The sequence below is a fragment of the Actinoplanes sp. NPDC051861 genome (genome assembly GCF_040681145.1).
Classification (GTDB): Bacteria; Actinomycetota; Actinomycetes; order Mycobacteriales; family Micromonosporaceae; genus Actinoplanes.
This window is the reverse complement of sequence record NZ_JBFAYE010000029.1, coordinates 72488-94736: the sequence shown is the minus strand read 5'-3', so window position 1 is coordinate 94736 and position 22249 is coordinate 72488. Positions and strand designations below refer to the sequence as shown.

Genomic DNA, 22249 nt, shown 5'->3' with positions numbered 1-22249 from the left:
CGTGCACCTGACGGCGAACAAGCAGGAGTGGAAGCACTTCCTCAGCGCGGCCGAGGTCTTCTGGCAGAAGAACCTGCCGCCGGTCACCGACGACGCGGTGATCCTGGTCGAGGCGTTCCACCAGGATCTGCGGGTCACGCTGCGGAACCTCGCCGTGGCCAACGCGATCCGGATGATCCACCCGGCGCGGATGATCGTCTTCACCGGCGTCGAGGAGGCCTGGCACAAGACCCTGTGGAAGGGCTTCGACGTCTCGCTCGTGCGTGAGCTGGCGGAGTCCTACGGCGCGTCGGAGACGATCGACGTCTGGGACATAGTCCGCAAATCAGACGCAAAACCGTCGTTCGACGTCTCGCAGAACATTGCCGCCACCGACGCCCGCCTGGCCAAACTGCCGCGGCTGCGGGAGAACCCGCCTGCGGAGCGAGTGAGATACGGCAACGCCCTCGCGGCCTTCTACGAGGAGCAGTTCCGGCGCAACGTCGTCGCCCTGGTCACCAGCCACGTCGACTACGACCAGTGGGGCCTCGCCGTGGACGTCGCCCGGCGTGCCTCGGTGCCGGTGGTGCACACCCAGCAGACCGGGTGCCTCAAGGCGTACGCGCTCTTCCCCGAGCACGACACCGGGACCGGGACGTTCCGCGAGGAGCTCACCCGGCAGATCGGCGAGATGTTCGAGGCCCAGGTCTGGCCGCGCCGCGACCGGCTGCACCGGGTGACCGAGCTGATCGCCTGGCGGGCCAAGGTGAACCTGGGCCGGCCGAGCTGGTGGCGCGGCGGCACGTCGGCGTCGGTGGACCTGAGCAACCCGGCCGAGCGCAAGGTGCTGCGCTCACACGCCGCCGCCCGCTTCGGCCTCGACCCGGACCGCCCGATCGTGGCCGTCTTCAACCACGCCGTCTCGGACGCGCTCGGCACCAACCGGGAGCTGTTCCCGAGTCTGGCCGACTGGTTCACCGAGACCGCGGCATGGGCGGCCGCCCGCGACGACGCCCAGTGGCTCTTCCTCGATCACCCGAGCCAGGCGCTGTACGACTCGACCGGCTTCTTCGGCAGCCTCAGCCGAAAGCACCGCAAGGACCAGCACCTGATCTTCCGGCCCAGCTCGTCGATCAGCAAGAACGCGCTCTGGAGCCTCACCGATCTGGGCGTCACGGTGCGGGGCAGCGTCAGCAACGAGCTTCCGGCGTACGGCATCCCGGTGGTGCAGGCGGGCTGGTCCGAGTGGAGCTCGTGCGGGCTCTCCACGGTGGTGGACTCGCAGGACGCGTACTTCAAGACGCTCGACGAGAGCATCCAGGCCCTCCGGGACGGCGCCACGCTGGTCACCGAGGAGCAGGTGCGGCGCGCCCGCCTCTGGCTCTGGCTCTACCGCAGCGGTTCCGACGTGGTCACCCCACACGTGCCGCAGTGGGAGGTGTGGCCGGCGAACATCCTGCTCAAGACGATGCGCGCGACGTTCCGGCACATCGAGAGCGACGCCGACCCGCTGTTCGAGACGGTCGAGCGGATGTGGACGCGGCGCGAGCCGCTGCTCACCCGGACCGATCTGTCATGAGCGTCGGCAGGTGGTTCCACACCGAGTTCGACGAACCCCACTCGCCGGCCGATCTGCCGCTGGAGCTGACCCGGGGGTTCGATCCGTCGGTCACCATCCTCGACCAGGTGGTTCGGGGCAACGGGATCGTGGGCCGGATCAACGGTGAGTTCGGCGCGGTCGCGGTCAAGGTGAACACGCCGGGCTGTCCGGTCCGGGTCAGCGTCGCGATCGGTCTCGACGAGCTGGCCACCCGCTGGTGGTCCGACAAGGTGCGTCCCTCCCGGCTGGCGCCGGAGATCCCCCGGCTGGTCGCGGTGCGGGCGCAGGGTCGCATCCGGGGCGCCGCGGTGCTGGCGCGGCGGCAGGGCTGGCGGGGTGCCGCGGCGGCCGAGGCCGTACTCTCCTTCGACCTGACGGCCGCGGAACTCGATGGGAACGGCCTTCTCATCGTGGAACTCGCGGAAATCGGGCATCCGTCGTGGGCGGCCAAGCGGCTGAGCCCGCTGTCCGCGGTGGGCCTGAGGTTCAACAGCATTTTTGTACGCGAACAGCCGGCGCCCGCCCCGATCGAGGGACCGAACGGCTTCACCGGATGCGACTTCGCCGTCGTGCAGCCCGGCAGCACTCTCGTGCACCGGCTCACCACGGGCTCCGCGCCGACCGCACCCCCGGTGGCGATCACGCCGAGCAACCGGATCACCAAGCGTAAGCCGGCCCGGGCCGTCTTCAAGGTCGCCAGAGCGGGACGCCGGGTGGCGTGGCGGGCCGTTCCGAACCGGCCCGGTCACCTGGGCGACGTCCTCGGCGCCGACCTGCTCACCGGCGACCCGGTACGGCTGACGGTCGAGCACCGTGACGGCGGCGCCGTGATCCGTCTGGCCGAGCCGCCCACCGGTCCGGTGCTGCTCGGATCCGCGACGCCGCAGCCGACCCTGTCCTGGCGGCTGACCCCGGTGCCCGCACCGGCCCCGGTGACCGTGGCGGTGAACCAGCCGTGACCCACCGCCCGGCGCTCGGGGCCGACCCGCTGGCCAACCATCAGACCCTGCAGACCCTGCTCGACACCGCCCCGCCCGGCAAACTGGAACTGCCGGCCGGGCAGCACGTGCTCGCCGACGGGCTGCGGGTGCCGGGCGGCTGGACGCTGACGGGTGTCTCGTCCGCCGAAACCTGGCTGGTCACCGAGGCCCGAACCGGTCATCCGGTGCTGCACGTGCTCGGCTCCGACGTCGCGATCAGCGACCTCGGCCTGCGCCCGGCGCCGTCGGACCCGGGTGAGCACGGCGGCGACCGCGGGACCGGGCTGACCGTCGGGGAGTACCTGTACCGGTCCGAGCCCGAGTGGATCGACGGCGTCGACGTGCGCCGGGTGCACGTGGACCACCGGAGCCTGCGTACCGCCAACGGCGTCGGCGTGATGGGTGCCGTGCGGGACGTGTCCCTGCACGACGTCACCGTCACCGGCGGATACACCGGCCTGGCGGTGCACTGGGGCGCGGCCGGCGCCGACGTCTCGTCGATCACCGGGCCCACCGTCCACCCCAACCGGCTCACCGTCACCGGCCTGCGGGTCCGCGACGCGATCGAGGGCTTCTACCTCAGCTCGGTGCACGACGTACGGGTGACCGGCGCGTGCCTGCGCGACGTGGAGATGGGCTTCCGCCTGCTCCCCGGCGACAACACCGACCGGTTCGTCTCCTCGTCCGAGGACGTCGGCGCGCGTATCGAGGTCAGCGACGTCTGCGTCCGCTGGTCCGGCCCGCGCTACGCGGTCCGCGTGGCCGGCTGGGGCCGCAGCGAGGTCGACGGCGTGGTGAGCGTCCTGGCGTATCGCGACGTCACCGTCCGTGACTGCCGGCTGATCGGGTCCGGCACCGGCGATTCGTGGTCCCCGGTCCTGTTCGAACAGGCCGCCGGTGTCGAGATGTCCGGTATCGAGGTGAGCACCACCGGACCGGCTGAGTGCCGTTGTCCGCTCGGCCACCCCTGATTTCCCCTTCTTCAAGATCGTCGCCTACAGTGGACTGTGACGCTCCGAGACGAGAGCGCCCGGATCCGGCCGGGGTGGACGCCGCCACGTCCCCCCGGCCGCCGGGCCCTCGGTGAGCTAACGTCCCAGGTGATGGATCTCGACGTCGATCGTGCCGCCCTGGTGGCCGTCTCGGCCGGGGGCGTGCTCGGCGCCCTGGCCCGCTACGCCATCTCCGCCGCCTGGCCCGGCACACCGTGGGCGACCTGGGCGATCAACGTCTCCGGCTGCTTCCTGATCGGTGCGCTCTACACACTCGTCGACCGGCGGATCCCCCGGCTCTTCCTCGGCACCGGCGTGCTGGGCGGCTACACGACCTTCTCCACCGCCACCGTTCAGGTTCCCGAGGCGGGCCTGGGCTATCTCGCCGCCACGCTGATCGGCTCCCTGCTGGCCGCCTGGGCCGGCAGCGCCCTCGCCGCAGCCGTCCGCCGATGACGTTCCTGCTGGTCGCCCTCGGCGCGGCCGTCGGCGCGCCGCTGCGCTACCTCACCGACCGGTTCTTCCAGTCCCGCTACGGCCCGGCCTTCCCCTGGGGCACCCTGGCGGTCAACGTGACCGGATCGCTGCTGCTCGGCCTCCTCCTCGGCCTGCCGCTCTCCCCCGGTCTGATCGCGCTGCTCGGCACCGGGTTCTGCGGCGCGCTGACCACGTACTCCACGTTCAGCTGGGAGACCCTCGCGCTGGCGCGCCGCGGCGAGATCGCCGCGGCGCTCGGTTATCCGCTGCTCAGTGTCACCGCAGGCCTGGGCGCCGCCTGGATCGGCGGCGCCCTGGCTCAGGTCATCCGATCGGGGTGAGCTCCCGCTCCCCCGCTCCGGTGACCGGAGGCTCGGCGGGCTTCGTCCCGGCCTGAGCCGGCGGCTCGTGGGCGATCTCCGGCAGCCAGCGCAGGCCACGCGGCAGCCACCAGTTGGCCCGCCCGAGCATCGTCATCACGGCCGGCAGCAGCACCGCGCGGATGATCGTGGCGTCCAGCAGCACCGCGGCGGCCAGACCGACACCGAGCTCCTTCGTGGCGACCAGCGGCAGCGTGGCGAAGAGCGCGAAGACCGCGACCATCACCATGGCGGCGCTGGTGATCACTCCGGCGGTGGCGCCGACGCCCTCCTTGACCGCCTCGCGGATCGGCAGGCCCCGGTCGTGCCCCTCGCGGATCCGGCTGACCACGAAGACGTGGTAGTCCATCGAGAGCCCGAACAGGATGACGAACAGGAACATGGGCATCCAGTTGGTGATGCCCCCGGAGGCCACGAAGTCCAGCTGGTCCTCGAAGTTGCCGTACTGGAAGACGTAGACCAGCATGCCGTACGCCGCCGCGACCGAGAACAGGTTCAGCACCACACCGGTGATCGCGATGACCACCGAGCGGAACGAGACGAGCAGCAGCACGAACGCCAGCCCCAGGACGAAGGCGAAGACCAGCGGCAGGCTGTCCGACAGCCGTTTGTTGTAGTCGACGCTGCTCGCCGCGTTGCCGGTGACCAGGGCGGTCGCGCCGGGGATCGAGCCGAAGGTGTCCGGAACGACCTCGTCGCGCAGCAGGTTCAGCGCGCTGATCACCTCCGGGCTCTCCTCCTTGCCGGTCAGGCCGACCGACACGACCGCCACGTCACCGCCGGGGTTGACGTCGACGTCGATCGGCTCGACCAACCTGCCTCCGCTGGCCTCGGTAGCGGTACGGAACGCGGCCAGCGCCTGGTCGAACTCGGCCCCCTTGATCGAGTCCGCCTGTACGACAACCCGCGCCGGCGTGGTCTTGCTCGGGAACGCCTCACCGATCGCCACGAACGCCTTGACCACCGCGGAGTCGTGTGCGACGTCCTGGATGCGCTGGCCCTTGGTCTGCAGGTCGAGAGCGGGAGCGGCGAGGGCGCCGAGGGCGGCCACCGCGACCATCGCGGAGATCAGCGGCTTGGCGAGCACGACCCGCAGCAGCCCGTTCCAGATCCGGTTCTTGCTGTTGCGGCGGTAGAGGCCGGGAATCTTGATGGCGTCCACCCGGTCGCCGAGCGCCGAGAGCAGCGCCGGCAGCACGGTCAGCGAGCCGAGCACCGCGGTGGCCACGACCAGGATGGTGCCGGTCGCGAAGCTGACGAACGTGACGTCCTGGGTGAGGAACATGCCGGCCATCGCGACGATGACGGTGAGTCCGGAGATCCAGATCGAGCGCCCCGAGGTCTGCGCCGCGATCATCAGCGCGGTGTGCGCGTCGGCGCCCCGGCGCCGCTCGTCACGTTCCCGCCGGATGTAGAAGAGGCAGTAGTCGACACCGACCGCCAGGCCGATCAGCAGCATCACGTGAGTGGTCTCGTCGACAGCGGGCGCCCAGCGGCTGGCCACGGCCATCAAGCCGATCGCCGCGACCACCGACATGATCGCCAGCGCGACCGGCAGCAGCGCAGCGACCACCGCGCCGAACGCGACCAGCAGGATGCCGAGCGTGACCGGGATGGAGAGCATCGAGAGCCGGGTCAGGCCCTCCTCCAGCTCGTCGCCGATCAGCTTGTCGCCGCTCGCGTCGCCGGCCTCGGCGATGTACAGATCGGGGTGGGCGGCCTGCACCTTGGCCACCGCGTCCAGCACCGGGCCGACCCGGTCGCCGGCGGTCTCCGGGTCACCGGCGAGGCTGAAGCTGATCAGCGTGGACCGGCCGTCCGGCGACTCGATCGGCGCCTGCACCTCGGCGACACCGGTGACGGTCTTCAGCGTCCGCGTGACCTCCTCCGCAGCGGCCACCCGGTTCGAACCGGCCCGGTTCTGGATGAGCACCATCTCACCGGCCGGCTGCTCCGGGAACCCGGCCTCCTCGACGATCCGGTCGGCCTTGCCCGAGTCGCCGTGCCCGGCCAGCGCGTAGTTCGCCTCCGTCGTGGTGACCTGCATGCTGAGCACAACCGTGGCCGCGACGAACGCGATCCAGCCCACTATCGCGAGCACCCGGTGGCGGGCGCTCCAGATCGCGACGCGTGCCGCGATGCCCTTGACGTTTCCCCTGTTCTCCATGGGAAAGACGCTATGGATTCGGCACTGTCCACTCGATACGGGAAGCACCCCGTTCCGGGGTAGTGCTAGCCCTACGCCTGGAGGTAGGCCAGCACTGCCAGGACCCGCCGGTGCTGCTCGTCGTCCTGGTGCAGGCCGAGCTTGGTGAAGATGTTGCGCACGTGCTTCTCCACCGCGCCCTCGGTGACGACCATCTTGCGGGCGATCGCGGTGTTCGACATGCCCTCGGCCATCAGGCTCAGCACCTCGCCCTCGCGCGGGGTGAGGCTGCGCAGCGGGTCGTCGCGCCGGCGGCGGACCAGCAGCTGGCCGACCACCTCGGGGTCGAGCACGGTGCCGCCCTCGGCCACCCGGGTCAGCGCGTCGAGGAAGTCGGCGACCAGCGACACCCGGTCCTTGAGCAGATAGCCGACCGCCCCGCGGCGGTCGGCCAGAAGATCGTCAGCGTACGAGACCTCGACGTACTGGGAAAGCACCAGGATCGGGCTGCCCGGCACCTTGCCACGCGCCTCCACGGCGGCCCGCAGACCCTCGTCGGTGTGTGACGGCGGCATCCGGACGTCCACAATGGAGACGTCGGGCCGGTGCTCGACGACCGCGGCAACGAGTGACGGCCCGTCGCCGACGGCCGCCACCACCGTGTGGCCGTTCTCCTCGACGAGCCGTACCAAACCCTCGCGCAACAGAACCGCGTCGTCCGCAATCACCACCCGCATGCCGCCATGCTGTCAGATCGGCAGGGCGGCCGTGAGCCGTGTTCCCTCACCCTCGGGGCTCTCCACCGCCAGCACGCCGCCGGCCGCGCGTACCCGGTCGTCCAGGCCGGCCAGGCCGTGGCCCTTGGCGAGGCTCGCGCCGCCCACACCGTCGTCGGCGACGCTGACCAGCAGGCCGGTGGCGATCCGCTGCACGCTCACCTGAACCTCGGTCGCGTGGCTGTGCTTGGCGACGTTGGTCAGCGCCTCGGCCACCACGAAGTACGCGGTCGACTCGACGGCCGGGTCCATCCGCTCCAGCGGCGGCGCGTCCAGGTCCACCGGGACCGTGCACCGGCCGGCCAGCGCGGTCAGTGCCGCCCGCAGGCCGCGGTCCACCAGGATCGGCGGGGCGATGCCTCGGGAGAGCGCCCGCAGCTCGTCCAGGGTCTCCCGGGTCTGGCTGAGCGCCTCGGCGACGGTGGCGCGGGCGGCCTCGGGGTCGGTGGCGAACTGCTGCTCGGCGCGGCCCAGGTCCATGGCGAGCCGGACCAGGCGCTGCTGCGGGCCGTCGTGGATGTCGCGTTCCAGCTTGCGCAGCGCGACCGCCTCGGCGGAGACCGCCGCCGCCTTCTGCTGCTGCGCGACGTCGCGGTCGGCGTTGGCCTGGGCAACCTGCTGCCGCAGCACGTCGACGCCGGTCAGCACGCCGTTGGCGAAGTACGCCTCGAGCAGCGCGGCGCCGCGGACCACCGGGTAGAGCGTGGCCGTGAAGAACAGCCCGATGCTCACGTTGAACAGGACCCGGGTGCCCGCGGTGTCCTGGAAGCCGAGCAATTCGTGAAGCTCGTAGTTGTCCGGCGGGTGCGGCAGCGTCCAGTCCCACAGCGGGTAGCTGAGACCGGCCAGTGCCACCGCCCACCAGGTGACGACGAAGCAGAAACCCAGCGTGCTGGGGATGAAACGGAAGATGCCGTGCACCATGTCGAGCCAGGACTGCGCGTCGCCGAGCGGCGCCATGCTCTTGCGCAGCCAGCCCTCGGACCGCGCCGACTTGTAGACCGGGTGCGGCACCGGCCGGCCCAGGACCGGGCCGATCCGGGCCCGCTCCAGGACCGCAAAACCGCGGGACATCACCAGCGTGGCGACCAGGATCGGGAAGCCGATCCAGATGACCACGGTGCCGACGCCGACCGCGAAGCCGGTGATGCACAGCACGAGCGTGATCAGGCCGAGCGGGAACCCGAGAAGCACGTACTGGGTGTCGATGCCCAATTGGCGCAGGTAGCGCCCGGCCAGACTCGGCTGTTCGCCGGCTCCGGAATATGTCGTCGTCATGTCATCGACGGTAGGCATCCGGGGCCTCCCCTCCGATCCCGCAAGCCGCCCGATCGACAGTAGGGTTAACCCGACCGTCACCTCAACCGGTAGATGGTGACCGGCCCCTGCTGATGCGCCACCTGGGCGGATTCGGCGAGCCGCGGCGAGACCGCGCCGGCGCGGGAGTCGGCGAACAGCCACCGTACGCCGTATTCGTCTCGCAGCCGCGCCACATCCGCCGGGTCGCCCTGCTCGAAGGCCCGCTGGTTCAGCTCGAAGATCGCCGGATCCGGCGCCGGCTGGTAGATGTACGGCTTGCCGTTCACCCCGTGCGCGGCCACCGTCTTGTCCGAGTAACCCCAGCTCTCCACGAGCGTGCGCCGGCCACCGAGCCCGGCGACCCAGAAGGCCCGCGCGTTGCACACCTTGCTGCTCATCGGCATGCAGTGCACGTTCGTGGCGACCACGTCGTCGCGGCCGGTGTTCTCCTCGAGCCAGAAGGCCGCGCGCATCTCGATGGCCCGGACCGACATGTGCGCGCGAGCCTGGGGCTTGGCCGGATCGGCGAGGCGCTCCACGGTCACCGACACCGGTGACATCACCCCGGCCCCGATCACCGCCGCGAGCAGGGCGGCCGGCACCGCGCGCAGAGCCCGGCGGCGCCAGATCAGCACGGCGATCAGCACCGCGACAGCGACCAGAGCGGCGGTGCGGAGCAACGGTACGGCCATCGCCCACGCGTACGCCCCGAAGGTCTTCTCGGCCGGGACCTTCACCTCGGGCGCCAGCAGCTCCCAGGCCGCCCCCGCCGCGGCACCGGCGAACGGCACCCACCAGCTGCGCACCCGATCGGCGAGCGCCCAGGCGGTGAGCACCCCGCAGAACGGGAACACCCCGTTCATGAAGTAGATCTGGCTCGCCGACGGGTGCCAGAGCGCCCACATGGCCAGCGTCCCGGCGACCACGATGCCGCCGATCAGCCACGGCACCGGGTCGGACTCACGCTCGGAGGAGCGTGGGGTCAGCACCAGGCCGATCAACCGGGGCGCCTGCACGATCAGCCACCACAGGATCACCCAGGCGACGAACCAGCGGCCGGCCGCGTCGGCGTGGGCCAGTCCGTGCGGCCACAGCCCACCCTTCTCCGGGCCGTCCTCGTTGCCGAGCAGGTCGGTGTACGGCGAGAACCAGCGCAGCGACGCGAGGAACTGGACCTGCAGGGTGCCCGCGCCGCCGCCGGCGAACAGCCGCAGCCCGACCACCATGCCGAAGCCGACCGACGCCAGCAGGCCCAGCGCGGTCCACGGGATCCGCCGCCGGAACACCAGGGTCACCGCGACCACCAGGAGCAGGCCGGCGGCCACCGGCGGCAGCACGCTCGCCTTCGCACCGGCGCACGCCACCGCCAACAGCGGCAGCGCGGCCCAGGCGGCCCAGCGCAGCGACCGGCCCCGCAGCGCGTCGACGGCCACCACCACGAACAGGCCGATCAGTGGCATGGCGTAGGTCTGCGACGGGCTGAGCAGGGAGATCGGCAACCCGATGCCGGGCGCGCCGAACGGCACCCCGGCCACCACGGTCTGGCCGACGAAGCCCAGCAGCGCCGCCAGCGGGCCGGCCCACCAGCGGCCGCTCACGCTGCGGCCGAGCACGGCGAAGACGGCCACCCCGATCGCGACGATCGGCATCAGCCAGAGCCGTAGCAGCACGAGGTCCGCGGAGATTCCGGTGATCATGCTGGCCGAGGCGATGTCGGCGTCCGACAGGTAGTGATAGCGCAGCGTGTCCTCGGCCAGCTGTGGCACCTGGAACGGCATCGAGCGGGTCATCTCGTGGACCAGCGCGAGGTGGTAGTAGAGGTCGGGATAGACCTCGACGGTAGCCGGGAAGCGGGGCACCGCGTGCATCGCAGCCGCAGCCCAGGCGACCGTCAGCATCAGGACACCGGCCATCGCCCAGGACCAGCCGAGCGGCAGCGGCTCGCCCGGCCCGGCCCGCCAGTGCCGGCGCAGCGCCGGTACTAGCAGGAACGGCAGCACGACCAGGACCGGCCAGCCGGGCAGCAGTTGCTGAAGGCCGGTGGCGGCGGCCAGGGCCCAGCCGGCCAGCAGGACGACGAGGCCGGTGGCGGCGCCGAGGCCGAGGTCCTCGGGCCAGTTGCCGCGGCTGCCGAACACCGCTCGGAACACCAGGGTCCCCGGCAGCACCACCACCAGCAGGAGGTAGACCGCATAGACGGCGATCGCGCGGTCCGGGGTGTGGGTGACGTGCAGCACGCCGCCCGCCGCGACCGCCGGAATCAGCCAGGGCAGCAGGGACAGAAGGATCCGCGGAAGTCGGCGGGCCGCCGGCGGAGCCGGCTCTTCGACAGCCGGCTCGGCAACAGTTTGAGTCACGTCAGAATGGTGGTAAGTCGGGTAAACTCATATGGAAGGTCATAACCGTCCCAAAGCGATCCAAAAGTCAGGGCGGATCCGAAGGGGACGATGCGGTCCACACCGCGACCACCGAGTTCGGTGGCGAACGCGTGCAGCTCCGCCGGGGTGAACCCGAAGTGGCTGACCGTCTGGTCCTGCCGGTTCATCGCCGGCACGAGGTCGAGCAGCGATCCCACCTCGGCGAACGGGAACGCACCGGCGCCGATCCAGCGGCGTGGTGCCTCGCCGGTGCCGGTCAGGGTCACCGAGGTGATCCGGTTGTCCGGGAAGTCCACAGCGGACGCCGCGCCACTGGCCGCGAGCCCGTACGCGTTGACCCGCTTCTCCACCGCCATCGCCGCGTCGACGGTCCAGCCGCGCTGGTCCACGACGTCGAGCAGCAGGTCGAGGAACTCGGCACGCACCTCGGCGCCGTCGCCGCCGACCAGGAAGACGGTCCGCGGCGAGGAGCAGGCGGCCTGGTCGAACCAGTACGCGTCGTTGGCGAACCCGACCGCCGCGGTGCGCCGGGCAGCCGGATCGGCGGCACGCCAGCCGGGCACCGACAGCACCGCCCAGGACGTCCGGTCCGGGAACGTCAGGTCCCGTCCCGACGGCCGTAGCGGGTGCTTGCGGATCGCCTCCACGGCAGTGTCGCCACCCCAGATCACCCGCAGGTCGCACCATCGGCTGAGCGCGGCGGTCAGAGCGTCGTCGCGGCCGTACGTGACCATCCGCTGGGTCCGCGCGATGATCGCGTCGGCCTCGATCTCGTTGAGCGCGTCGAGGATCACCTCGGCCGCGCCGGCCGAGCGGGACGAGATGCGTACGACGTTGTGGTTGCCGGCCAGTGCGGACAGCGCCCACGAGTACACGAAGATAGTGTCCACGTTGGCCGGTGGCACGTGGAAGACGTTGCCCCTGGGGAAGACCAGCGCGTCCGGACGGCTCATCTTCTCGACCGCGCGGTGCAGCTCGGCCGGGCGCAGGAAGTAGCCGAGCGACCCGAGCTCCGGGTGCCGCCGGGCCACCGCCGGTGCCAGCAGCTTGCGGGCCAGCTTGGCGAGGAACTCGACGACGCGAGGGTCGCCGACGGTGAGCCGGTCGTCCGACGGCGCGGTGAGATCACCCTCGGCGCCGAACCTGAACCGCACGTTCACGCCGCCTCCCGATAGGTGTCCGAGCAGCCCCGGGCCTCGGCGCGCGGCAGGCGCCCGAGCACCGAGAACCGCTTGCCCGGCCAGTCGCCGTCGTCGATACCGTGCAACACGCCGAGGTCCTCGGTGAGCAGCACGTGCCCCGGGTACGACGTCGGCAGCGTGCTCACCACCTCCAGAAGCCCTGGTTTGCCGGGCGGGAGTTCCGCCCAGGTCTCCGGGTCCCGGACCACCACATCCGCGAAGTCCGGGCAGTACAGCGAGCCACCGCTCGGCCCCTCCAGGAAGATCGTGCCGATCTGCTCGACCATGCCGTAGTAGTTGTGGATCTTCGTGAGGCCGACACCGGCCAGGCGCACGCGGAACTCCTCGGGCGAGACCGCCTGGTCCACGAGCTTCTTCCAGCCACCGGAGTGGATCAGGATGCCGTTGCTCAGGTCGAGGCCGTTGTCCCGGGCGATCTCGTACAGATGCAGCCAGACCAGGAAGGTGAAGCCGAAGATCAGGAATGGCTGGTCGCCGTGCTTGTCCAGGAAGGCACGGATACCGTCCAGGTCGACGTGGCCGTCGACGTCGAGCGCCCACTGGTGGTCGCGGCCGAACGTGGCCATGCCGAGCACGCCGGCACCCCGGGCGCTGAACGAGCGGCGGTCCTTGAGGATCCCCTTGGAGTCGACCAGCAGCATCGGCAGCCGCTTGGGTCCGAGCACCGTCTGCAGGGTGGCGCCCAGCCGGCGGGTCTGCTCGGCGGCCGCGGCCTTGTCCAGGTAGATCCGGCTGACCTCGCCGGTCGTCCCGCTCGACGTGAGGACCTTGAACACCTCGTCGTCCGGGATGCTCTTGAGCTCCAGGGTCTTGAACAGTCGCACCGGCAGCCACGGGAGGTCCACGACGCCCGATGCCTCGGTGAAGCCGGAAGCGTCGAGAATGCGCCGGTAGGGCTCACACCGTGACCGGTGGTGCTCGACCAGGCCGGCCAGCTCCTTGAAGAGCACCTCGTCCTTTTGCGACTGCGGGAGAGTGAAGACACTCACAACGACGCCTCCAGCGCCCGGTAGTCGGTCTTGCCGTTCGGCAGCAGCGGCAGCGAGTCGATCGCGCGTACGCTCACGCCGGTGAAATGGGTGCCGAGCCACTCGGCGATCTTGGTGCGCAACGCGCGCGCCTCGTCGCCCGAGACGCCCTCGGCGAAGACGTGCAGCCTGTCGTCACCGGCCACGGCGGCCACCGGGAAGTTGCGCTCGACGTCGTCCAGGTTGATCCGGACGCCGAACACCTTGCCCATCCGCTTGATCCGGCCGGTGATGTGGAGGAAACCCTCGTCGTCGAGCCGGCCCAGGTCACCGGTACGCAGCACCCCGCCGAGTTCATCGCCCTTGATCAGGTCCGCGCCCGTCTCGGCGTACCCCATCATGACGTTCGGCCCGCGGTAGACGACCTCGTCGTCCTCGATGCTGAAGGCGCCACCGGGCATCGCCAGGCCGACCGAGCCGAGCTTGTCGTCGAGCCGCTCCGGCGGCAGCGTGGCCATCCGGGGAGCGGCCTCGGTCTGGCCGTACATCACGAACATCCGGCCACCGGCGTTCGCCATCCGCTGCGCGAAGTCGGTGATCAAGCCGGCGCGCAACCGGCCGCCGGCCTGCGTCAGCGTGCGCACGGACGGGAACTTGGCCGGGTCGAAGCGCAGCCGGTTGAGCATCTCGTACTGGTACGGCACGAGCGCCAGCGACGTCACCCGGTGCTCGTCGACCGCGGCCCAGAAGTCGCGCTGCATGATGCCGGTCCGCTCCAGCACCACGGTCGCGCCCGCGAGCAGGTACGAGTGGAGCACCGACAGCCCGTACGAGTAGAACAGCGGCAGCGTCGTGATCGCGACGTCGTCCCCGGTGATCCCGAGGCTCTCCACCACCTGCTCGGCATTGGCCAGCACCGCGGTACGCGACAACCGCACCAGCTTCGGGTTGCCCGTGGAACCACTGGTGGTGAGCAGCAGCGCCAGGTCCGGGTGCACCTCGTCGGTGGTGTACCGCTCGATCAGCCCGGCGTGGTCGGTCTCCGGGTCGAGCAGCACGACCGGCCGGCCGAGCCGCAGCGCCGCCAGATAGCGGGCCACCGCCGGCACCGTCGACGGCATCGGCAGGAACAGCGGGCCGGACCCGGCCAGTTCCGCCGCGGCCTCGTCGATCAGGTCCGGGGTCAGCGTCTCGCCGGTCGAGGCGTCGACGACGCGAGCGTCCGGATGGAGCAGATTCACAGCGTCAATCCCCCGTCGACCCCGATCACCTGTCCGGTGACGAAGCGGGCCTGGTCGGAAAGAAGGAAGGCGATCACGTCGGCCACCTCGTCGGCGGTGCCGAGCCGGCCGAGGGCGGTGTCGGCGATCCGCTCGGCGCGGCCGGCCTCGTCCAGGGTGTCCAGCATGTCGGTGGCGATGAAGCCGGGTGCCACGGCGTTGACCCGGATGCCGCGCGGGCCGAGCTCCTTGGCCGCCGACTTCGCCAGCCCGACCACGGCGGCCTTGGACGCGGCGTAGACGGCCTGCCCGGCCACGCCGTGCGTTCCGGTGATCGAGGCGGTCAGCACCACGGCGGCGTTTCCGCTCCGGGCCAGCAGGCGGACCGCGTTCTGCAACGTGTACGCGGCACCGGCCGCATTGACCGCGAAGAGCCGCTCGATCGTCGCGTCACCGGTCATCCCGAGCATGCCCGCGGCGTGCGTACCGGCGTTGACCACCAGCGCGTCGAGGCGCTTGAAATTCTCGAACGCCAGCCGGACGAGGGCCTTGCTGGTCGCCGGGTCGGCGATGTCACCGGAGCCGTGCACGACGGTCACCCCGTATTTGCCGGAGAGCTCGGCCGCCGCCTCCGCGACACCGGTCTCGCCGTGGCCGTGCAGAACCAGATCGTGGCCCTGCTCGGCGAGACGGGACGCGGTCGCCCGGCCGATGCCGCGCGACGCACCCGTCACGAGGGCGACACTCACTTGACGTCCACCCCGTATTTACCGAGGATTCGCACTGCCTCGGTAAAACTGGACATATTGATGACGTCGTCCGTGTCGATCATTACCGAGAATTCATCTTCGATGGTCGCGACAAGCGACATGTGTGCGAGCGAATCCCACTTCTCGAAGTCCTGGTAGCGCAGGTCGTCCACGGGCGCGTCCGCCGGAAGATCAAGCGCGGTGCGGAACGCGTCACGTAGTTTCTGCAGCTCACTCACGGGGTTACTCCAAGCGGGGGGTGATCAGAGGAGTCCCACTTTCCCGCAGTCCCATGGTCCTGCCGACCAATGCCGGATTAACTGAGAATGAACTGACACTTGCCTTTCTTCGCACTCGTGGAAATGCGCGCTGAGCTGGTTATGCTTCCGGCTCGTACCGGCCTCTCGCTGATCCCCCGGAGTTAACTCGTGTCTGAAATCGCCGGCTCCTCGATCCTTGTCACCGGCTCCACCGGCTCGTTCGGCAAGGCCTTCCTGAGGTACGCGCTGGACAACCTCGACCCGCACCGCATCGTCGTGTTCTCGCGCGACGAGCTCAAGCAGTACGAGGTCCGGCAGATGTTCGGCGGCGACCCTCGTCTGCGGTTCTTCATCGGCGACATCCGCGACCGCGAGCGCCTGTCCCGGGCCATGCACGGCATCGACAACGTGGTCCACGCGGCCGCGCTCAAGCAGGTCGACACCGCCGAGTACAACCCGTCGGAGTTCGTCGCGACCAACATCAACGGCACGCAGAACGTCATCGACGCCGCGATCAACGCCGAGGTGAAGAAGGTCGTCGCGCTCTCCACCGACAAGGCCTCCAGCCCGATCAACCTGTACGGCGCCACGAAGCTGGCCGCCGACAAGATCGTCATCGCCGGCAACCACTACGCCGCCACCCACCCGACCCGCCTGGCCGTGGTCCGCTACGGCAACGTGATGGGCAGCCGCGGCTCGGTGGTCCCGTTCTTCCGGCAGCTCGCCGCCGAGGGCAAGAGCCTGCCGATCACCGACAAGCGGATGACCCGCTTCTGGATCACCCTGGACCAGGCGGTCAAGTTCGTCGTCGACTCGTTCGACGTGATGCACGGCGGCGAGCTCTACGTTCCGCGGATCCCGAGCATGCGGATCGTCGACCTGGTCGAGGCGGTCGCGCCGGACGCGCCCACCCACGAGGTCGGCATGCGCCCCGGCGAGAAGCTGCACGAGGAGATGATCGCGGCCGACGACAGCCGCCGCACGCTGCGCTTCGCCGACCGCTACGTGGTTCAGCCGGTCGCCGCGAGCTGGGGTTACGAGGCGCCCGAGGGCGGCGAGCCGGTCGCCGACGGCTTCAACTACCGCTCGGACAACAACGACCTGTGGCTCTCGGTCGACGACATGCGCGCCCTGCTCGCGGAGAAGTGATGCTGCCCTACGGACGCCAGTCCATCGACGCCGGCGACGTGGAGGCCGTGGTCGCCGCGCTGGGCAGCGACTGGCTCACGACCGGGCCCCGGGTCGCCGCCTTCGAGGCCGAGCTGGAGCAGATCGCCGGAGCGCCGTGCGTCACGGTGACCAATGGGACGACGGCGCTGCACGCGGCGTACGCGGCCGTCGGCGTCAGCCACGGCGACGAGGTGGTCACCACCCCGATGACGTTCGTCGCGACCGCGTCCGGTGCCGCGATGCTCGGCGCGAAGGTGGTCTTCGCGGATGTCGAGGAGGACACCGCCAACCTGGACCCGGCGGCTGCCGAGGCGGCGGTCACCGCACGGACCCGGGTGATCACCGCGGTCGACTACGCGGGTGTGCCGGCCGACTACGACCGGCTGCGCAAGATCAGCGAGAGCGCCGGCGCGCTGCTGGTCGGCGACGCGGCGCACGCGATCGGGTCGACCTACAAGGGACGGCCGGTGGGCTCGCTCGCCGACCTCACCACGTTCTCGTTCTTCCCGACCAAGAACCTCACCACCGGTGAGGGCGGCGCGGTCGCTTCGATCCGGCCGGAGCTGGTCGAGCGGCTGCGGGCCTTCCGGACCGTCGGCGTGGTCCGGGACAACTTCCGGCACCCCGACGAGGGCGGCTGGTACTACGAGGTGCCCGAGTTCGGCCTCAACTACCGCCTGCCCGACGTGCTCTGCGCGCTGGGCAGCTCACAGTTGCGGCGCCTCGGTGAGTTCAAGGCGCGCCGCGCGTACCTCTCGGCCCGCTACGACGACCTGCTCGCCGGCGTGCCCGGCCTGCGCCTGCCCGCGCAGCGCCCGGAGTCCGACCCGATGCGGCACCTCTACCCGGTCCGGATCCTCGACGGCCGGCGCCGCGAGGTGTACGACCGTCTGCGCGCGGCCGGCATCGGGGTACAGGTCAACTACATCCCGGTCTACTGGCACCCGGTCTTCGAGGACCTCGGATACCGCCGGGGCATGTGCCCGGTCGCCGAGGCCTTCTACGCCGAGCAGCTGTCGCTGCCACTGTTCGCCGACCTCACCGACGCCGACCAGGACCGTGTGGTCGAGACGTTGCGCGGCATCCTCGGGAGCTAGCGGGTGCACCACGGCAATCACTTCTACGGCCACGCACACGTCCTGGCCGAGTACTGCGGGCTCGACCCGTCGAACCCACCGCGGATCGACGGGTACCTCCAGCACGGCTGGAACGTCGTGGACGGGCTGGGTGCGGGCACGCCGTACGCGCCCGGCCTGCCGATCTTCGTCTGGTCCGAGCGGACCCGGCGGCGTGCGTGGTCGATGGGCCGGCCCAAGGCCACGGTCATCGGGTCACCCTTCCTCTACCTGCTGGGGTCCACTCCGGACACCGCGGGGCTGGCCGAGTCGCGGGAGGGCACCATCTGGTACCCGTTCCACGGCTGGGAGGGGCAGAAGGTCGACGGCGACCACCGCCGGCTGATCGACGAGATCGCCGCCACCGAACCCGGGCCGATCACCTTCTGCCTGTACTGGCAGGAGTTCCAGGACGCCCGGATCCGGGCCGCGTACGAGCGGGCCGGCCGGGTGATCTGCCACGGCTACCGCGGCTACATGCGGGCGCGGACCGACGCCCGTTTCCTGCACAAACAGCTCGCCGAGCTGCGACGGCACCGCCGGGTGGCGTCGAACCGGCTGAGCAGCGCGGTCCTCTACGGCGTCGCGGCGGGTTGCGCGCCCGCGGTGTACGGCGACCCGATGCACCTGGACCGGGAGAACACCGCGACCGCCGAGCGGGTCCGCCGCGAGTGGCCGGAGTTGCACGGCATCACCCCCGACCCTGAGGCGGCACGCGTCACCGCCCTGGCCGAGCTCGGCGACGGCTACCTGGCCTCGCCGGCCGAACTGAGAGCAACCCTCGGCTGGTCCGAGGCGCACCGGGAGCGGGTCGCGGCATGATCCAGATGATCGGCGGCGAGATGCCGGAGTACGCCGAGGAACGCCCACCCGCCGGCGGCGACCTCTACCGGCACCTGCTCGACCGGCTACCGGCCCGGACCCGCGTCCTGGTCGCCGGGCCGCACGACGACGCCCTGATCGACGCGCTCACCCCCGGCCTCGAGGTGACCTGCCTGGTCCGCTCGCAGCCGGACGCCGAGCGCCTGTCCGCTCGCGGCGTACGCGTCCTCTGCGGCACCCTGCCCAAACTCACCGAGACCGACCGCTTCGACACCGTGGTCGCGCTCGACGGCGTCGGTCGGCTCTGCTCCCCCGAGGGCCCCCAGTACGACTGGACCGAGTCGGTCCGCGCGCTCAAACGAACCCTGCGCCCCGGCGGCACCCTGCTGCTGACCGTGGGGAACGAGCTGGGCGTGCACCGACTGGTCGAACCCGGCACGCCGACCGCGGCCCGGACCGGCGACGCGTGGCGCCCGCTCGGCGAGTTCGGCAGCGCTCCCGGACGGCCGGACCGGCTCGCCGCGGTTCTCGGCGCCGAGGGGCTGCCGGTCACCGGTCTGGCCGCGATCTGGCCGCTCCCGGAGAACCCGGCGCTGCTGGCCACACCGGAGACGCTTCGATACGGGCCGCTCGACGCGCTCGCCGCTCTGGCCGCGGCAGCGGTCGGTTCCGCGTACACGTCAAAGGTTGTTCTCACCGACCCCCGCCGGATCGCCGCCGCGGCCGTGCGCCGCGGTCTCGGCGCCGAACTGGCACCGGCCTGGCTGGCCGTCGCCCACCTGGCCCCGCGCCCGGCGGTTCCCTTCCCGCTTCCGCCCGGCCTGCTCACGACCAGCGGAGACGCCGGCGTGACCGTCGCCGAGCTGGCCGGCGGACCGGACGGATGGCACCGCCGGGTGGTACGCGGCACGGCGGCGCTCAACGGTCCGCTCCCGGCCGGGCGCCTTCTCGAGGAACTGTTGCTCACCGCCGCGCTGGGGCACGACCTGCCGGCGCTGCGGCGGCTGCTCACCGGCTGGATGGCCGCGCTGCCCCGGACGGCTGCGGGAAACGTGCTGGTGGACGGCGACCGTTTCGCCGTTCTGGACCCCTCCACGGCCGAGGTCCCGGATGCGCTGGGCCGGTTCGCCCGCACCCTGCTGACCGGCGGATACGCGCACCCGTGGCCCGGCGTCACCGAGGCGGACCGGATGACCGAGGTGCTCGCCGGCGCGGCCGGGCTGCCCGACGCGCCCCCGCCACCGGAGCCCACCGGAGCGCCGGACATCCGGCGAGAACACGAGGAGCAGCTCGATGCGCTGCGCCGCCGCCTCGCCGACGCCACCGAACGCAACCACTTCTTCGAGGCGGAGCTGGAGAAACGCGACGCCGAACTGGGCCGGGCCAAGGCGCAGATCGCGATGTTCAGCGGATCTCTCGGCTACCGCGCCGCCAAGGCCGGGCTGGTCATCGCCCGCAAAGCTCTTCGCAAGGGGAAATCATGAGCACCCTCGGCATCATTCAGGCCCGAATGGGCTCCACCCGGCTGCCCGGCAAGGTCCTGCGCCGCCTCGGCGGACGGACCGTCCTGGACCGGGTGGTCCGCGCCGCCCGGGACAGCGGCGTCCTGGACGACCTCGTCGTCGCGACCACCACCGAGGCTGTCGACGACGCGATCGTGGCCGAGTGCGCCGCGATCGGAGTTACCTGCCACCGCGGGCCGGTCGACGACGTGCTGACCCGGTTCCTCGGTGTGCTGGACACGCACCTCGCCGACACGGTGCTGCGGTTCACCGCCGACTGCCCGCTGCTCGACCCGCGGCTGGTCGCGCGGGCGCACCGGGTGTTCACGGCCGCTGAGGTGGATTATCTGACGACGTCGATCACGCGGACACTGCCGCGCGGCCTGGACGTCGAGGTGGTCCGGGCGCGGGTGCTCAAGGAGATCGACAATTTGGCGTACGAGCACCACCGCACGCACGTGACGTCGTACATCTACTCGCACCCGGACGACTTCGACGTGATCGGGCTGACCGTCCAGCCGGACCTGTCGCACCTGCGGCTCACCCTCGACACCGAGGACGACTGGAAACTGATCGAGGCGGTCGTCGACCACTTCGGCGACTCCGCGGTCCCGGTCCGCGCCCTCGCCGACTGGCTCGCCGACCAGCCCGAGCTGATCGCCCTGAACTCGCACGTCCGCCAGAAGGATTTGTCCCAAGCATGACCACGGTGGGGATCCGGTGTGACGCGGGGCCGCGGACCGGGGTGGGTCACCTGGTCCGCTGCGTCGCGCTGGCCGAGGAGCTGACCGCCCGCGGTGTGGACGTGCACTTCCTCAGCGACCTGGGCGGCGTCGCCTGGGCCGAGTCCCAGTTGGAGCAGCGCGGGCTGCCGTGGCACCCCGCGCCGTACGACACCGTCGGCCTGGTCGCGGCCGTCGAGCGGCTCGACCTGGACGCGCTGGTCATCGACTCGTACACGCTTCCGCCGCAGCAGAGCGTGGCCGCACGCCGGACCGGGCGCCGCGTGCTGGCCATCGTGGACGGTGACCCGCGCGGGCAGACCGCGGACATCTACGTCGACCAGAACCTGGACGCCGTCCTCGACGTGGGCGACGTCCGGCTGGCCGGTCTCGACTACGCGCTGCTGCGCACCTCGGTTCGGCAGTTGCGGCCCACGACCGCTCCGGTGCAGCGCGGGACACGCGTACCCAAGGTCGTTGCCTTCTTCGGTGGCACCGACGCCTACCGCGCCGCACCGCAGGCCGCGCGGTTGCTCACCCGCAGCGGGGTGCCGTTCGACGCCACCGTGATCGCCGCCGACGACAGCCTGCGCGCCGAGTTGCTCGCGGTCGAGGCGGGACCGGGCCAGCGCTTCGAGATCATCGCGCCCACCGATCATCTGCCCAAGCTGCTGATCGACGCCGATCTGGTGATCAGCGCGAGCGGGACGTCGACGTGGGAGCTGCTCTGCCTCGGCCGGGCGGCCGCGCTTCTCTGGGTGGTCGACAACCAGATCCTCGGGTACGAGAGAACGGTCGCGCACGGCTACGCCGCCGGACTCGGCCGCCTCGGTGACTTCGACGAGGCCGCGCCGTCCGTGCTCGCGGGCCTGCTCACCGATCCCGCCGCCCGCACCGCGCTCGCGGCCCGCGGCTGGTCAGCGGTGGACGGCCGCGGGGTGGAGAGGGTCGCCGACGCTCTCCTGGGCGCCTGATCAGGCGGTCTTCTTCGTCTCCACCGGAGAGGCGGCCGGAATGGCCGGAGCAGCCGGCACAGCCTGCGCAACAGCGGCCAGTGCGGCCCGGGCAGCGGTCGCCGACCGGAACGCGGCAGCGTGGCTCTGCCGCAGCAGGTCCTCCAGGCGCTCGGTGAGCTCCGCCCGGCTGAACGGCTTGGGCAGGTAATCGTCCGCGCCGGCGTGCAGCGCGGTCATTATCTGGTGGCGGTGCACGTCGGCGCTCACCACCATGATCGGTAGGTCCTGGTAGTCCGGGTCGTTGCGGATCAGGCGGCAGAGCTCGATGCCGGAGAGGCCGGGCATCCGTACGTCGATCAGCGCGGCATCGATACCGCCGTGGTGCAGCAGGTCGAGGGCGCCCACGGAGTCCGACGCGGTGACGACGTCGTACCCGAGCCGGCGAAGCGCCAGGGTGAGCAGTTCCCGATGATCCAGCTCGTCATCGGTGATCAGTACGGTGGGCACGCACTCCAGTTCGGCACCGAGAAAGATCCCCTGAGTGCAACCCAGGGAG

Annotated in this window: 21 protein-coding genes; 11 read left to right on the top strand and 10 right to left on the bottom strand. The window is 71.1% G+C overall.

Going from position 1 to position 22249, the window contains the following annotated elements:
- Position 1 precedes the first annotated feature (1 nt).
- The 5 genes from AB0M02_RS42795 (at position 2) to crcB (ending at position 4369) form a co-directional block, all read left to right on the top strand.
- Positions 2 to 1558, top strand: coding sequence for a hypothetical protein (locus AB0M02_RS42795; RefSeq protein ID WP_364238242.1), 1557 nt, complete (start codon positions 2 to 4; stop codon positions 1556 to 1558).
- Positions 1555 to 2538, top strand: a complete 984-nt coding sequence (locus AB0M02_RS42790) for a hypothetical protein (protein ID WP_364238241.1) — start codon at positions 1555 to 1557, stop codon at positions 2536 to 2538. Before AB0M02_RS42795 ends, AB0M02_RS42790 begins: the two co-directional genes overlap by 4 nt.
- Complete coding sequence (locus AB0M02_RS42785; RefSeq protein WP_364238240.1) at positions 2535 to 3530, top strand: hypothetical protein; 996 nt, start codon at positions 2535 to 2537, stop codon at positions 3528 to 3530. Before AB0M02_RS42790 ends, AB0M02_RS42785 begins: the two co-directional genes overlap by 4 nt.
- A 132-nt stretch (positions 3531 to 3662) precedes the next feature.
- Positions 3663 to 4007: a CrcB family protein gene (locus tag AB0M02_RS42780; RefSeq protein WP_364238239.1), complete on the top strand. Its 345-nt coding sequence runs from the start codon at positions 3663 to 3665 to the stop codon at positions 4005 to 4007.
- Entirely contained in the window at positions 4004 to 4369 is a 366-nt protein-coding gene (gene crcB / locus AB0M02_RS42775) for a fluoride efflux transporter CrcB (RefSeq protein ID WP_364238238.1), read from the top strand. The genes AB0M02_RS42780 and crcB overlap by 4 nt, the downstream gene beginning before the upstream one ends.
- Here the strand turns inward: crcB and AB0M02_RS42770 are convergent.
- From AB0M02_RS42770 to AB0M02_RS42730, 9 genes are all read right to left on the bottom strand, one after another.
- Positions 4353 to 6575 carry an MMPL family transporter gene (locus AB0M02_RS42770; protein ID WP_364238237.1) on the bottom strand — a complete coding sequence of 741 codons (2223 nt, stop codon included), beginning with the start codon at positions 6573 to 6575 and terminating at the stop codon, positions 4353 to 4355. The two genes, crcB and AB0M02_RS42770, sit on opposite strands and share 17 nt — an antisense overlap.
- A gap of 71 nt (positions 6576 to 6646) precedes the next feature.
- Complete coding sequence (locus tag AB0M02_RS42765; RefSeq protein ID WP_364238236.1) at positions 6647 to 7291, bottom strand: response regulator transcription factor; 645 nt, start codon at positions 7289 to 7291, stop codon at positions 6647 to 6649.
- Between the two features lie 12 nt (positions 7292 to 7303).
- Positions 7304 to 8608, bottom strand: coding sequence for a sensor histidine kinase (locus tag AB0M02_RS42760; protein WP_364238235.1), 1305 nt, complete (start codon positions 8606 to 8608; stop codon positions 7304 to 7306).
- A 77-nt stretch (positions 8609 to 8685) separates the two neighbouring features.
- A complete protein-coding gene (locus AB0M02_RS42755; RefSeq protein ID WP_364238234.1) occupies positions 8686 to 10986 on the bottom strand; it encodes a hypothetical protein in 2301 nt (766 codons plus the stop codon).
- A complete protein-coding gene (locus tag AB0M02_RS42750; RefSeq protein ID WP_364238233.1) occupies positions 10983 to 12167 on the bottom strand; it encodes an acyl-CoA reductase in 1185 nt (394 codons plus the stop codon). The genes AB0M02_RS42755 and AB0M02_RS42750 overlap by 4 nt, the downstream gene beginning before the upstream one ends.
- Positions 12164 to 13198, bottom strand: a complete 1035-nt coding sequence (locus AB0M02_RS42745; protein WP_364238232.1) for an acyl-protein synthetase — start codon at positions 13196 to 13198, stop codon at positions 12164 to 12166. Before AB0M02_RS42745 ends, AB0M02_RS42750 begins: the two co-directional genes overlap by 4 nt.
- Entirely contained in the window at positions 13195 to 14418 is a 1224-nt protein-coding gene (locus AB0M02_RS42740; RefSeq protein ID WP_364238231.1) for an AMP-binding protein, read from the bottom strand. Before AB0M02_RS42740 ends, AB0M02_RS42745 begins: the two co-directional genes overlap by 4 nt.
- A complete protein-coding gene (locus AB0M02_RS42735; RefSeq protein ID WP_364238230.1) occupies positions 14415 to 15146 on the bottom strand; it encodes an SDR family oxidoreductase in 732 nt (243 codons plus the stop codon). Before AB0M02_RS42735 ends, AB0M02_RS42740 begins: the two co-directional genes overlap by 4 nt.
- Positions 15143 to 15385, bottom strand: a complete 243-nt coding sequence (locus tag AB0M02_RS42730; RefSeq protein WP_364238229.1) for an acyl carrier protein — start codon at positions 15383 to 15385, stop codon at positions 15143 to 15145. The genes AB0M02_RS42735 and AB0M02_RS42730 overlap by 4 nt, the downstream gene beginning before the upstream one ends.
- Before the next feature lie 189 nt (positions 15386 to 15574).
- On the opposite strand from AB0M02_RS42730, the gene pseB reads away from it, so the two are divergent.
- The 6 genes from pseB to AB0M02_RS42700 are packed head-to-tail and all read left to right on the top strand — an operon-like array spanning position 15575 to position 21711.
- Entirely contained in the window at positions 15575 to 16555 is a 981-nt protein-coding gene (gene pseB, locus AB0M02_RS42725; RefSeq protein ID WP_364238228.1) for a UDP-N-acetylglucosamine 4,6-dehydratase (inverting), read from the top strand.
- Positions 16555 to 17673 (top strand): aminotransferase class V-fold PLP-dependent enzyme, encoded by a 1119-nt coding sequence (locus tag AB0M02_RS42720; RefSeq protein ID WP_364238227.1) that lies wholly within the window; start codon positions 16555 to 16557, stop codon positions 17671 to 17673. Before pseB ends, AB0M02_RS42720 begins: the two co-directional genes overlap by 1 nt.
- Positions 17674 to 17676: 3 nt before the next feature.
- On the top strand, positions 17677 to 18513 hold the full coding sequence (locus AB0M02_RS42715) for a hypothetical protein (RefSeq protein ID WP_364238226.1): 837 nt from the start codon (positions 17677 to 17679) through the stop codon (positions 18511 to 18513).
- Positions 18510 to 19997 carry a hypothetical protein gene (locus tag AB0M02_RS42710; RefSeq protein ID WP_364238225.1) on the top strand — a complete coding sequence of 496 codons (1488 nt, stop codon included), beginning with the start codon at positions 18510 to 18512 and terminating at the stop codon, positions 19995 to 19997. Before AB0M02_RS42715 ends, AB0M02_RS42710 begins: the two co-directional genes overlap by 4 nt.
- The gene (locus AB0M02_RS42705; protein WP_364238267.1) at positions 19991 to 20719 is read left to right on the top strand and encodes a glycosyltransferase family protein; all 729 of its coding nucleotides are present in this window, start codon (positions 19991 to 19993) and stop codon (positions 20717 to 20719) included. Before AB0M02_RS42710 ends, AB0M02_RS42705 begins: the two co-directional genes overlap by 7 nt.
- Entirely contained in the window at positions 20716 to 21711 is a 996-nt protein-coding gene (locus AB0M02_RS42700) for a spore coat protein (RefSeq protein ID WP_364238224.1), read from the top strand. Before AB0M02_RS42705 ends, AB0M02_RS42700 begins: the two co-directional genes overlap by 4 nt.
- Here the strand turns inward: AB0M02_RS42700 and AB0M02_RS42695 are convergent, their stop codons facing one another.
- The gene (locus tag AB0M02_RS42695) at positions 21712 to 22200 is read right to left on the bottom strand and encodes a response regulator (RefSeq protein WP_364238223.1); all 489 of its coding nucleotides are present in this window, start codon (positions 22198 to 22200) and stop codon (positions 21712 to 21714) included.
- Positions 22201 to 22249 lie beyond the last annotated feature (49 nt).

Coding starts and splice junctions, on each gene's coding strand:
- AB0M02_RS42790 (WP_364238241.1), top strand. CDS start 1,555: ATGAGCGTCGGCAGGTGGTTCCACACCGAGTTCGACGAACCCCACTCG.
- AB0M02_RS42780 (WP_364238239.1), top strand. CDS start 3,663: ATGGATCTCGACGTCGATCGTGCCGCCCTGGTGGCCGTCTCGGCCGGG.
- crcB (WP_364238238.1), top strand. CDS start 4,004: ATGACGTTCCTGCTGGTCGCCCTCGGCGCGGCCGTCGGCGCGCCGCTG.
- AB0M02_RS42770 (WP_364238237.1), bottom strand. CDS start 6,575: ATGGAGAACAGGGGAAACGTCAAGGGCATCGCGGCACGCGTCGCGATC.
- AB0M02_RS42765 (WP_364238236.1), bottom strand. CDS start 7,291: ATGCGGGTGGTGATTGCGGACGACGCGGTTCTGTTGCGCGAGGGTTTG.
- AB0M02_RS42760 (WP_364238235.1), bottom strand. CDS start 8,608: ATGACGACGACATATTCCGGAGCCGGCGAACAGCCGAGTCTGGCCGGG.
- AB0M02_RS42720 (WP_364238227.1), top strand. CDS start 16,555: ATGCTGCCCTACGGACGCCAGTCCATCGACGCCGGCGACGTGGAGGCC.
- AB0M02_RS42710 (WP_364238225.1), top strand. CDS start 18,510: ATGATCCAGATGATCGGCGGCGAGATGCCGGAGTACGCCGAGGAACGC.
- AB0M02_RS42700 (WP_364238224.1), top strand. CDS start 20,716: ATGACCACGGTGGGGATCCGGTGTGACGCGGGGCCGCGGACCGGGGTG.